9 protein-coding genes are annotated in these 11,369 nt (G+C 64.1%); 5 read left to right on the top strand and 4 right to left on the bottom strand.

The annotated features are described in order from the left end of the window. Nucleotides 1-21: 21 nt before the first annotated feature. The 3 genes from aroQ to ACIPZB_RS12225 all read right to left on the bottom strand — a co-directional run bounded on the left by aroQ (nucleotide 22) and on the right by ACIPZB_RS12225 (nucleotide 4,599). On the bottom strand, nucleotides 22-474 hold the full coding sequence (gene aroQ / locus ACIPZB_RS12215) for a type II 3-dehydroquinate dehydratase (RefSeq protein ID WP_176518061.1): 453 nt from the start codon (nucleotides 472-474) through the stop codon (nucleotides 22-24). Nucleotides 475-653: 179 nt separating this feature from the next. Beyond that, nucleotides 654-2,426 carry a protein-disulfide reductase DsbD gene (locus ACIPZB_RS12220; protein WP_400640387.1) on the bottom strand — a complete coding sequence of 591 codons (1,773 nt, stop codon included), beginning with the start codon at nucleotides 2,424-2,426 and terminating at the stop codon, nucleotides 654-656. A gap of 211 nt (nucleotides 2,427-2,637) precedes the next feature. Next, nucleotides 2,638-4,599 carry a methyl-accepting chemotaxis protein gene (locus ACIPZB_RS12225; protein WP_400640388.1) on the bottom strand — a complete coding sequence of 654 codons (1,962 nt, stop codon included), beginning with the start codon at nucleotides 4,597-4,599 and terminating at the stop codon, nucleotides 2,638-2,640. A gap of 285 nt (nucleotides 4,600-4,884) precedes the next feature. Between ACIPZB_RS12225 and ACIPZB_RS12230 the strand changes: the two genes are divergently transcribed. The 5 genes from ACIPZB_RS12230 (at nucleotide 4,885) to ACIPZB_RS12250 (ending at nucleotide 9,841) form a co-directional block, all read left to right on the top strand. Beyond that, on the top strand, nucleotides 4,885-5,952 hold the full coding sequence (locus tag ACIPZB_RS12230; protein ID WP_400640389.1) for a DUF2333 family protein: 1,068 nt from the start codon (nucleotides 4,885-4,887) through the stop codon (nucleotides 5,950-5,952). A gap of 2 nt (nucleotides 5,953-5,954) precedes the next feature. Beyond that, nucleotides 5,955-6,491 (top strand): NUDIX hydrolase, encoded by a 537-nt coding sequence (locus ACIPZB_RS12235; RefSeq protein WP_400640390.1) that lies wholly within the window; start codon nucleotides 5,955-5,957, stop codon nucleotides 6,489-6,491. A 301-nt stretch (nucleotides 6,492-6,792) separates the two neighbouring features. Beyond that, nucleotides 6,793-7,164, top strand: a complete 372-nt coding sequence (locus ACIPZB_RS12240) for a translation initiation factor Sui1 (RefSeq protein ID WP_400640391.1) — start codon at nucleotides 6,793-6,795, stop codon at nucleotides 7,162-7,164. Nucleotides 7,165-7,316: 152 nt separating this feature from the next. Then, nucleotides 7,317-9,230, top strand: a complete 1,914-nt coding sequence (gene speA, locus ACIPZB_RS12245) for an arginine decarboxylase (protein ID WP_008093097.1) — start codon at nucleotides 7,317-7,319, stop codon at nucleotides 9,228-9,230. A gap of 155 nt (nucleotides 9,231-9,385) precedes the next feature. Then, nucleotides 9,386-9,841, top strand: coding sequence for an REP-associated tyrosine transposase (locus ACIPZB_RS12250; protein WP_400640392.1), 456 nt, complete (start codon nucleotides 9,386-9,388; stop codon nucleotides 9,839-9,841). Between the two features lie 69 nt (nucleotides 9,842-9,910). Here the strand turns inward: ACIPZB_RS12250 and ACIPZB_RS12255 are convergent, their stop codons facing one another. After that, nucleotides 9,911-11,248, bottom strand: coding sequence for an MATE family efflux transporter (locus ACIPZB_RS12255; RefSeq protein WP_400640393.1), 1,338 nt, complete (start codon nucleotides 11,246-11,248; stop codon nucleotides 9,911-9,913). Nucleotides 11,249-11,369 lie beyond the last annotated feature (121 nt).

Below are 11,369 nucleotides of genomic sequence, written 5' to 3' on the forward strand. Positions count from 1 at the left end.
CTCGGGCCAAGGTCTCAATCATCAGGGCTGTGCGTTGGCAGCCAGCTGTTCCAGTGCGGACTCCAGGGCCAGGCGATAACCGCTGGCGCCCAGACCGCAGATCACCCCTACGGCGACATCGGAGAAGTAGGAGTGGTGACGGAACGGTTCGCGTTTGTGCACGTTGGACAGGTGCACTTCGATGAATGGGATGCTCACCGCAAGCAATGCGTCACGTAATGCGACGCTTGTGTGGGTGAAAGCAGCCGGATTGATCAGGATGAAGTCCACACCCTCGTTGCGTGCGGCGTGAATACGGTCGATCAGTTCGTACTCGGCATTGCTCTGCAGGTACTGCAGATGATGGCCAGCGGCGCGGGCGCGCTGCTCCAGGTCCTGGTTGATCTGGGCCAGGGTCATGGCGCCGTAGTGGCCCGGCTCGCGAGTACCGAGCAGATTTAGGTTGGGGCCATGAAGCACCAGTAAGGTTGCCATCTGCGGATTCCTTGGATTTGTAGGGCAATTCGACACAGCGCGGCGAGTGTGCCGTAAAGCGACGGCAAGTGTCCAGTTCCCCGCAATAGGCAGCACGATGTCCGAGGTTCGCGCGAAGTATGTGACCAAATGGTTAAATCTGGTCACTCATGGGCAGAAATTTCCCGGCACGCGGGAAGTTATAGACCGAGTTTGCCGCGCACGCGCGTAAGAACTTCGGCGAATTCGCCGGCGTTTATCTCGCCAATCACCCGATCAGTGGTCATTTCGCTGCCGTTCGCGGCAAAGAACAACAGCGCGGGTGGACCGAACAACTGGTAGCGGTCGAGCAGGGTGCGTTGCTCGGCATTGCTCTGGGTGATATCGAAACGCAGCAATTTGAACGCACCCAGCTGGGACTGGACTTGTGGGGCGTTGAGCACTTCGTGCTCGATCACCTTGCAGCTGATGCACCAGTCGGCGTACCAATCCAGCAGAACCGGCTGGCCGTTGGCTTTGGCGTCCGCCAGCGCGGCGTCCAGGGCGGCAGGCGTGGTGATGGTCTGCCAGGCGCTTTCGCGGGCTTCGGCAGCACTGCTGGCGCCAACGACGGCGGGCGGTGGCAGCGGGCGCAGGGGGTCGCCCTGGCCATTCAGGGCGCCATACCAGCAGGCCAGGGCGTACACCAGCGAGGCCAGGCCAAGCAGTTGCGCCAGGCGCTGGCGTGGCGTCTTGATCACGAACTCCAGGGCACCGAGGAACAGCGCTACACCGGCGGCCAGGAAACCCACCAGCAGCAGGGTCACCGGCCCCGGCAGCACGCGGCTGAGCAGGCCGATGGCAAGGCCCAGCAGCAAGACGCCGATGGCGTTCTTCACGGTGTTCATCCAAGGCCCGCTCTTCGGCAGCCAGGCCGCGCCGCCGGTGGCGACCAGCAGCAGCGGTGCGCCCATGCCCAGGCCCAGGGCGAACAATTTCAGCGCGCCGCCCACGGCGTCGCCGCTGGCGCTGATGTACAGCAAGGCACCGGCCAGGGGCGCTGATACGCAGGGCGAAACCAGCAGGCTCGACAACACACCCAGGATCGCAGCGCCCAGCAACGAGCCGCCCCGGGTATGGTGGGCCACGTTTTCCAGGCGATTGCTCAAGGCGTGCGGCAGTTTCAGTTCGAACAGGCCGAACATGGCCAGGGCAAACAGCACGAAGAACAGCGCGAAGGGCACCAGTACCCAGGCCGACTGAAGCCGTGCCTGCAGGTTCAGGCCGGCACCGAACAGTCCCATCAGCGCGCCCAGCACGGCGAAACTGGCCGCCATCGGCAGGATGTAGGCCAATGACAGCGACAGACCGCGCAGACCGCCGACCTGGCCTCGCAAGACCACGCCGGAAAGGATCGGCAGCATCGGCAGCACGCAGGGTGTGAAGGTCAGGCCGACCCCGGCAAGGAAGAACAGCAACAGCGATTTCCAGTTCCAGGCCTGTTCGCCACTGGCCGGCAGTGCGCCAGGCCCTTCGCCGTCGATGCTCAGACGCTCGGTTTCAGGTGGGTAGCACAGGCCTTTGTCGGCGCAGCCCTGGTAGCCCACCAGCAGGGTGAAGGCGCGGGCGTCGTTGCGCGGCAGTTCGATGTCGAGCACGCCGTGATAGACCTCGACGTCGCCGAAGAACTCATCGTGCTTGGCTTCGCCCTTGGGGATGTTCGGTGTGCCCAGGGCGATGTCCGCAGGTTCGGTGCGGAACTGGAAGCGGTGGCGGTACAGGTAGTAGCCGTCGGTGGCGACGAAGCGCAGTTTGAGGGTCTGGGCGTCGGCCTGGACCAGGCTGAGCTTGAAGGCCTCGTGCACCGGCAGGAAGTCGGCGCCGTTGGACAGCGAGGCGGCGCCGAGGGTAGCGCTGGGGCGGTTGTCGAGCAGGCCCGTGGCGAAGGCTGGGCTGGCCAGCAGCAGGAACAGCAGGAGAAACAGGCGGCGCATGACGGACTCGCGAGGTGGAACATGCGGGGCATGATAGCGGAGATGAGGGGGGTTGGGGATTGGGGGGGAGGAGGGCGACACATGGCCGCTGATTGTGTTTCGCCAGTAAGGGCCCTATCGCCGGCAAGCCGGCTCCCACAGGTACCCCACAGATCATGAGAATTGTGGGGTACCTGTGGGAGCCGGCTTGCCGGCGATAGGGCCAGACCTGTCAGACCCTGAACGCGCGAACAGCCCGATTCAGCTCTCCACCCAGGCTCAGCAACTGCTCCCCTTGCTCACGCCCTTCGCCAATACGCTGCAGGTTGTCCTCACCCAGTGCATGAATTCGCTCACTGTGATCGCGAATCTCGCTCACCGCGCCACTCTGCTGCGCCGTGACATCGGCGATGCGTACCGCCGTGACGGCAATCGTGCGAATCGCGCTGACGATGTCATCCAGCGCGCCATCGGCGGCCTGGGCTCGACCGGCAGTCGCTTCGGCATGTTCGAGCTGAGCCCGCATGCCCACCACAGACTCCTTCGCGGCCTGCTGCAGGCGATCGATTAGGGCCTGGATCTCGCCGGTCGCACCGGTGGTGCGCTGCGCCAGCGAGCGCACCTCGTCCGCCACCACGGCAAAACCGCGACCCATCTCGCCGGCGCGAGCGGCTTCGATCGCGGCGTTCAAGGCCAGCAGGTTGGTCTGCTCGGCAATCGAGCGGATCACCGTCAGCACCCCGCCAATAGTCGCCGACTCTTCGGCCAGCTGCTCGATCATGCGGGCATTGCCCTGGACCTCGTCTACCAGCATGCGCAGGCCCGACAGGCTCTGGCCGATCACGGCCTGGCCCTGTTCCACGGCGCGGCCGGCGTCGCGGCTGGCGTCGGCTGCGGAACTGGCGTCGCCGGCCACCTGTTGGATGGTCGCCTCCAGTGCGCCCAGGGCATCGCGGATCTGCCCGGTGTCACCGGCCTGGCGTTCGGCGCCTTGGTGCAGGGCGGCGCTCATGCCCGCCAGGGCGTGGCTGCTGCCGGCGACCTGCTCGGCGTTGTGGCGGATGGTGCCGACCAGTTCCACCAGGTAGTGGCGCAGGCGGTTGAGCGATTCCTGGATGTCGTGCAGCTCGCGGTTGGTCCGGCCCAGGGCGATGGCCTGGGCGAAGTCACCTTCGGCCCAGCGCGAAAGGGCCGGGGCAAGGCCGGTCAAGGTGCGTGCCAGGCGCCGCTGCAAGGTGTCGATGAGCAAGGCGATCAGCAGGATCAGGCCGATCATCATCCCTTGGATGATGCGCACCTCGCTGGCGATTCTGGCGTGTTGGCCTCGCACGTGCGGCTCCAGGCCGGCAATGGCCTGTTGCACGGCGTCGAGCCGGTCATGGGTACTGGCGGCCAGGGCGCTGCGCCGCTCGATCTGTTCACGGGTGCGTTGCAGCTCCGCGGGGTAGCGGTTGATCAGGCTCTGCAGGTCGCGCTTGAGCGCAACCGCGATATCTTCCTGTTGAGTATTGGCCTGGGTTTCCAGTCCCATCATGGCGGCGAAGTCGTCTGCGCTGGATTCGGCTGTGCCGGTCACGCCCAGCAACGGTAGGCCGTCGATGACCTGGGCCTGGGCGCGAATCAACTGCAGCTCGCGCTCCACTTCGTCGGCCAGCTCGGCGCGGCCGCTGCTGACCAGCTTGTCACGGGCCAGCGAAAGGCGGCCCAGGTGTACGCTGGCATCGATCAGCGGCTGCAGATAGCCGTTGGCAGCAGCGCTGCCGCTGTCGCGCGCATAGCGGGCGAATTGTTCGAGGTTGGCCCCCAGTTCCCGTTCGGCCTGCAGCAGCAAGGCTTGCGGATCGCCAGCCAGTTTTCCGGCCGCCAGCAGTTCGTTGGCGGTGAAGGCGCTCAACGTGTCCAGGCCAGGTCGCAACTGGCTGGCCAGTTCGTCAGGCAGCTCGGTCAATGCCGCCTGCAATTGCTGGTTGGCCTCCATGGCCGCGGCGTGGCGCACGGCGTCGCCGTTGCCCAGGTAAGCCTGGATATTGCGTGCGGCCTGGTTCTGAAACTGCTGGGACAGGCTCAGGTAACGCTCCATCAATTGATAGGGCCGTTCCAGGGCACGCTGCGACCACCACAGGGTCGCGCCCAGGGCAATACACACGGTAACCAGCAACAAGGTGTTGAAATTAGTCAGCCACTTCAGGCGCATAGCCGCGAACTTCCTGCGGGGGAGTGGAGGTAGGGGCCTGAAGTTATTGCCATTTCATGACAAGGTGATGACGCTAGTGGCCTGATGCCATGTCTGTGCTAAGACGCCGGCCTCGCGCCGCATGCTTGGCCCGAAACAATGCGGATATTCAGTTCGCGACTCATTGGTCGCTTATGCGTAAGGCGGTGTCTGCTTTATAGTGCTGCGACACGGGCTTGCCGTGGCACCCTGGCGCAGGCCTGTGGTCCAAGCCCTGAACCGTCGTGACTGATTAAGGACAAAGCCATGCTGGACTGGAAAAACCGTGAGGCCAAAGCCGAGCCCCGCGAGCGTGTCGACGGCCGCGGTGCTGCCGCCCGTAGTTACCTTGGCGGCCTCTGGAGCCGTGCCCTGGGGACGCTGATCGGCCTGTATCTGCTGGTCTGCATCGGCCTGGGCTGGTACTGGAGCGAGGAGCCGGACCTGTTCCCGGTGCAACAGAATGCCCAGGCGGCGGCCGAGCGCACTGGCCAGCAGATGGTGGTCGGCTATACCACTCTGGAAACCCTCAAGACCGTGGCCGGCACCTTGCTGAACAAGCCGGGCGGCTATATCTCCAACGACCGTTTCCCGCCAGGGCTGTGGATGGACAACATGCCGAGCTGGGAATACGGCGTGCTGGTCCAGGTACGTGACCTGTCCCGCGCCCTGCGCAAGGACTTCGCCCGCTCGCAGTCGCAGTCGACCGAGGACGCCGACCTGGCCAAGGCCGAGCCGCGCTTCAACTTCGACAACAAGAGCTGGATCCTGCCATCGAGCGAATCGGAGTTCGAAGAAGGCATCAAGTCGCTGACGCGCTACCAGACCCGCCTGGCCGCAGGCGACAAGGGCGCGATCTTCTACACCCGCGCCGACAACCTGAACAACTGGCTGGGCGATGTCGCCACCCGACTTGGCTCGCTGTCCCAGCGCCTGTCGGCCAGCGTTGGCCGGGTCAAGCTCAACTCCTCGCTGAAGACCGAGTCGGTGGTCGCCGGCCAGGCGCCGCAGCTGGACGAAGAGCTGGTGGAAACCCCGTGGCTGCAGATCGACAACGTGTTCTACGAAGCCCGTGGCCAGGCCTGGGCGCTGTCGCACCTGCTGCGTGCCATCGAGGTGGACTTCGCCGACGTGCTGGCGAAGAAGAACGCCACGGTCAGCGTGCGTCAGATCATTCGTGAGCTGGAAGCCTCGCAAGAAGCGCTGTGGAGCCCGATGGTGCTCAACGGCAGCGGCTTTGGCATGTGGGCCAACCACTCGCTGGTCATGGCCAACTACATCTCCCGGGCCAACGCCGCGGTCATCGACCTGCGCCAGTTGCTGTCGCAGGGTTGAGCATGGCCATCAGCCCCGACGAGGCCGCCCACCGGGCGGCTTCCGACCGCGAACTGGTCGCCTGGGTCGACGAAGCCGATCAGGTGCTGGGCGCGTTGCCCAGGGCCGAGCTGCGCGAGCGAGGCCTGATCGGCCGTTGTACCTTCATTCTGCTGTTCAACAGCGCTGGGCAGCTGTGCGTGCACCGGCGGACCTTGAGCAAGGCGCTGTATCCCGGGTACTGGGATGTGGCTGCCGGCGGCATGGTGACGGCAGGCGAGGGCTATGCCGAATCGGCGGCGCGGGAGCTGGCCGAGGAGCTGGGGATCGACGGCGTGCCGTTGACGTTCCACGAGCGCTTCTATTTCGACCAGCCGGACAACCGTTTGTGGTGCGCGGTGTACTCGGCGGTTTCCGATGCGCCTTTGCGGCTGCAGCCGGAAGAAGTGATCGAGGCGAAATTCGTCAGCCTTGCCCAGGCAGAAGTCGATAGCCTGGTCCAACCCTATTGCCCGGACTCGTTGGCGGCGTTGCAGCGGTACAAGGCTAGTCTTGGGTAAGTTGGGGCCGCTGTGCGGCCCTTTCGCGACACAAGGCCGCTCCTACAAGCGCAACGCGGACCGTCTGTAGGAGCGGCCTTGTGTCGCGAAAGGGCTGCAAAGCAGCCCCAGCGCCATTGAGTCGCAAATCATTCGCAAAATGGCGCAATCCAGTACTTAGCAACAGCGTGATTTATCGTTAAACTGCGCGCCCTTTTCGGGCTGCCGCAGGTCTTGTGGCAGTAGCGCCGCCCCTGCCAGAGTGGGGCCTCGCGGTCGGCTCCCGCCGACCAGTTTTTGTCCTCAGCACCGAGGAACAAAAGTGGCCAAGAAAGCTTCTTCCTTCGCCGCCCTAGGCGGTCTCGTTTACTCCACCGATGCCGGTCGGCACTGTCCTGACTGTGGCCAGCCGGTGGATGCCTGCACCTGCAAGCAGCCAATCATCCCCGAAGGCGATGGCATTGCCCGTGTGCGCCGTGAAAGCAAAGGCCGTGGCGGCAAGACCGTGACGACCGTCACCGGCGTGCCGCTGCCAGCCGACCAGCTCAAGGAGCTGGCCACCACCCTCAAGCGCCGCTGTGGTACCGGCGGTGCGCTGAAGGATGGGGTCATCGAGATCCAGGGCGATCACGTCGAACTGCTGATCGGTGAGCTGACCAAACAGGGTTTCAAGGCAAAAAAATCCGGCGGTTGATGCCTGCCCGCGCTTTTTTGCCCAGCGCTTTCTAAACTCGTTGCCGTGGCCAGGGTCTATCCCTGGACACGGGCGAATCGTCATTTTCAGCTTTTACACTGCAGCCGCCTGCTGGCGGGGCAGTGTCTTCGACTTATCTATAGGGGACTTGAATGTCCGTACGACGCACACGCAAAGACGATGGTAGCCAATGGACCGTGGCCGACAGCCGCAGTGTTTATGGCATCCGCCATTGGGGCGCTGGTTATTTCGCCATCAATGAAGCCGGGCGCGTCGAAGTGCGCCCCAACGGGCCCAATAGCGCACCGATCGACTTGTTCGAACAGGTCGACGAACTGCGCCAGAGCGGCTTGTCGCTGCCGCTGCTGGTGCGCTTCCCCGATATCCTGCAGGACCGCGTGCGCCAGCTGACCGGCGCCTTCGACGCCAACATTGCGCGTCTTGAGTATCAGAGCCAGTACACCGCGCTGTACCCGATCAAGGTCAACCAGCAGGAAGCGGTGGTCGAGAACATCATCGCCACGCAGAACGTCTCCATCGGCCTGGAAGCCGGCTCCAAGCCCGAGCTGCTGGCGGTGCTGGCGCTGGCGCCGAAGGGCGGCACCATCGTCTGCAACGGCTACAAGGACCGCGAGTTCATCCGCCTGGCGCTGATGGGCCAGAAACTTGGCCACAACGTGTTCATCGTCATCGAGAAAGAGTCCGAAGTGGCGCTGGTGATCGACGAGGCCGCCGATCTCAAGGTCAAGCCGCAGGTGGGCCTGCGTGTGCGCCTGTCGTCGCTGGCATCGAGCAAGTGGGCCGATACCGGTGGCGAGAAATCCAAGTTCGGCCTCTCGGCCGCCCAGTTGATTTCGGTGGTGCAGCGCTTCCGCGATGCCGGCCTGGACCAGGGCATCCGCCTGCTGCACTTCCACATGGGGTCGCAGATCGCCAACCTGGCCGACTACCAGCACGGTTTCAAGGAAGCCATCCGCTACTACGGCGAGCTGCGCGCGCTGGGCCTGCCGGTCGACCATATCGACGTGGGCGGTGGCCTGGGCGTGGACTACGACGGCACCCACTCGCGCAATGCCAGTTCGATCAACTACGACATGGATGACTATGCCGGCGTGGTGGTGGGCATGCTCAAGGAGTTCTGCGACGCGCAGGGCCTGCCACACCCGCACATCTTCTCCGAGAGTGGCCGTTCGCTGACCGCGCACCATGCCATGCTGGTGATCCAGGTGACCGATGTCGAGAAGCACAATGATGAAGTGCCGACCATCGAGAACAAGGAAGCCCTGCCGGAAACCGTGCAGTGGCTGGTTGACCTGCTGGGCCCGACCGACATCGAGATGGTCACCGAGACCTACTGGCGCGCAACGCACTACATGGGTGACGTGGCGGCGCAGTACGCCGATGGCAAGATCACCCTGGCCGAAAAAGCCCTGGCCGAGCAGTGCTATTTCGCCGTGTGCCGTCGCCTGCACAACTCGCTGAAGGCCCGCCAGCGCTCGCACCGCCAGGTGCTGGACGAGCTCAACGACAAGCTGGCCGACAAGTACATCTGCAACTTCTCGGTGTTCCAGAGCCTGCCGGATACCTGGGCCATCGGCCAGGTGCTGCCGATCATTCCGCTGCACCGTCTGGACGAAGAGCCGATGCGCCGCGCGGTGCTGCAGGACCTGACCTGCGACTCCGACGGCAAGATCAACCAGTACGTCGACGAGCAGAGCATCGAGACCAGCATGCCGGTGCATGCGGTCAACGAAGGTGAGGATTACCTGCTGGGCGTGTTCCTGGTTGGCGCATACCAGGAGATTCTCGGCGACATGCACAACCTGTTCGGTGACACCGATTCGGTGAACATCTACCAGAACGCCGATGGCAGCGTGTACCACGCCGGTATCGAGACCCACGACACCATCGAAGACATGCTGCGCTACGTGCACCTGTCGCCGGAGGAGTTGATGACTCACTACCGCGACAAGGTGGCCAGCGCCAAGATCAGCGCGCGTGAGCGAACCCAGTTCCTCGATGCCCTGCGTTTGGGCCTGACCCGCTCTTCGTACCTGTCGTCGTAATCGCCGGGGCCGCTCCTGCACGTTTGCTGTAGGAGCGGCCTTGTGTCGCGAAATGAGGGCGCAGCCCTCACCAGCCCCACACCCGGAAACAATCCAAACCTCCCCCCCAATCCCCCGCCAACTACCTTTGAACACATTGCTCAAAGGAAACCGACATGGACAGTCAAGGCAATCATCGCCTGCGTCAGGGACGCTACTCCGAGCCAGGCAGGCTCTACCTGCTCACCACCGTTACACGCAATCGCGCCCTGTTGTTCAAGCACCTGTTGTTTGCCAGAGCTGTCATCCAACAGCTACGGCTAAGCGACCATCAGGGCAGTTGCCGATCGCTGGCTTGGGTACTGATGCCAGATCATTTGCATTGGTTGATCGAACTCGGGCCAGTGAGCCTTGGGAATCTGATGTGTGCTTTCAAATCGCGAAGCAGCTGTGCGCTCTATCGAGCAGGTGCCGAGCGGCGGCATATCTGGCAGCCAGGCTTTCATGACCGGGCACTGCGTAGGGAGGAGGATGTGAAAGCTGCTGCGAGATACATTATTGCCAATCCTGTTCGAGCAGGATTGGTGCTGCGTGCTGGTGAGTATCCGCATTGGGATTGTGTGTGGTTGTAAGGACGCAGGTGAGGGCTGCGCCCTCATTTCGCGACACAAGGCCGCTCCTACAGGGGGCGCGCAGTTGCATCAGTGGAGCCACAGATCTTTTTTGTGCAATTGCCATGCAACCCACCCCAACGTCACCGCCCGCAACGCCATGAACCCAAGGAACGCCAACCACAACCCATGGTTGCCAAACCCGCTCATGGCCCACGCCAGCGGCAGTGCGATCAGCACCGACAGCAGCATCGCATTGCGCATCTCCCGCGCCCGCGTCGCACCGATGAACAGCCCGTCGAGCAAGTAACTCCACACCGCAATCAATGGCAACACCGCCAGATAAGGCAGGTAGGGGTACGCCGCCGCCCGCACGCTGGCGATATCGGTCTGCAGGTCGATGAACAGATGCCCACCCACCAGGAACACCCCGGCAAACCCCAGGCTGGTGATCAACGACCAGCCGCACGCCACTACCAGTGAGCGGCGCAGGGTCTCGCCATCACGCGCACCGATGGCATGCCCGCACAGGGCTTCCACGGCATGCGCCAGGCCATCGAGGGCATAGGCGGTGAGCAGCAGGCCGTTGAGCAGCAGCGCGTTGGCCGCCACCGTGGCCTCGCCCAGGCGTGCGCCCTGCACGGTAATCAGCAGGAACACCAGTTGCAGGGCCAGGCTGCGCAGGAAGATATCGCGGTTGACCGCCAGCAATGGCCGCCAGGCTTGCCAGCGCTTGAGCGCGGCCCAGGCGATTTGCCCGGGGTAGGCGCGCAGGGCGGGGCGGGTCAGGGCCAGGCCGAGCAGGGCGGCACTCCATTCGGCAATCACCGAGGCCCGCGCCGAGCCCAGCACGCCCCAGTCCAGACCCAGGACGAACCACAGGTTCAGCGCGATGTTCAGCAGGTTGGTGGTCAGCAGGATGGCCAACGGCGCTCGCGCATTCTGGGTGCCGAGGAACCAGCCCACCAGCGCGTAGCTGGCCAGCGCCGCCGGCAGGCCGAGCAGGCGGGTATGGAAGAAGGCTTCGGTGGATTGCTGCAACTCGGCACTCGGTTGCATGGCATGCAGCGCCAACTGGCTGAAGGGCAGGGCGAGCAGGCCGATGAGCAGGGCCAGGCCCAGGGCCAGCAACAGGCCTTGCACCAATACCTGACGCAGCGCGGCGCCATCGGCACGCCCTGCCGCCTGGGCGGCGAAGCCGGTGGAGCCCATGCGCAGAAAGCCCATCAGGCCGACCATGAAGGTGAACAACGTGCCGCCCACGGCCACCGCGCCGAGCTGGTGGGCGTGGGGCAGGTGGCCGATGACCGTGCTGTCGACCAGCGCCACCAGCGGGACCGAGATGTTGGACAGGATCATCGGGGCGGCCAGAGCCCAGACTTTTCTGTGGGTGAGGCGATGGCGCCAGTCGCTGGCAATTCGAGACATGTGAGTTCCTGGGAAAAGCAGGGCCGCTTTGCGCCCCTTTTGGGGTTCCAATTGGCCGCATTGTACCGGCCAGCCATCGGCCGTTGCGCTATAGTTGCTGCCCTCAAGCACCGCTGCCAAA

The organism is Pseudomonas sp. NPDC089396 (assembly GCF_044749545.1).
Classification (GTDB): Bacteria; Pseudomonadota; Gammaproteobacteria; order Pseudomonadales; family Pseudomonadaceae; genus Aquipseudomonas.

Coding starts and splice junctions, on each gene's coding strand:
- aroQ (WP_176518061.1), bottom strand. CDS start 474: ATGGCAACCTTACTGGTGCTTCATGGCCCCAACCTAAATCTGCTCGGT.
- ACIPZB_RS12220 (WP_400640387.1), bottom strand. CDS start 2,426: ATGCGCCGCCTGTTTCTCCTGCTGTTCCTGCTGCTGGCCAGCCCAGCC.
- ACIPZB_RS12225 (WP_400640388.1), bottom strand. CDS start 4,599: ATGCGCCTGAAGTGGCTGACTAATTTCAACACCTTGTTGCTGGTTACC.
- ACIPZB_RS12230 (WP_400640389.1), top strand. CDS start 4,885: ATGCTGGACTGGAAAAACCGTGAGGCCAAAGCCGAGCCCCGCGAGCGT.
- ACIPZB_RS12235 (WP_400640390.1), top strand. CDS start 5,955: ATGGCCATCAGCCCCGACGAGGCCGCCCACCGGGCGGCTTCCGACCGC.
- speA (WP_008093097.1), top strand. CDS start 7,317: ATGTCCGTACGACGCACACGCAAAGACGATGGTAGCCAATGGACCGTG.
- ACIPZB_RS12250 (WP_400640392.1), top strand. CDS start 9,386: ATGGACAGTCAAGGCAATCATCGCCTGCGTCAGGGACGCTACTCCGAG.
- ACIPZB_RS12255 (WP_400640393.1), bottom strand. CDS start 11,248: ATGTCTCGAATTGCCAGCGACTGGCGCCATCGCCTCACCCACAGAAAA.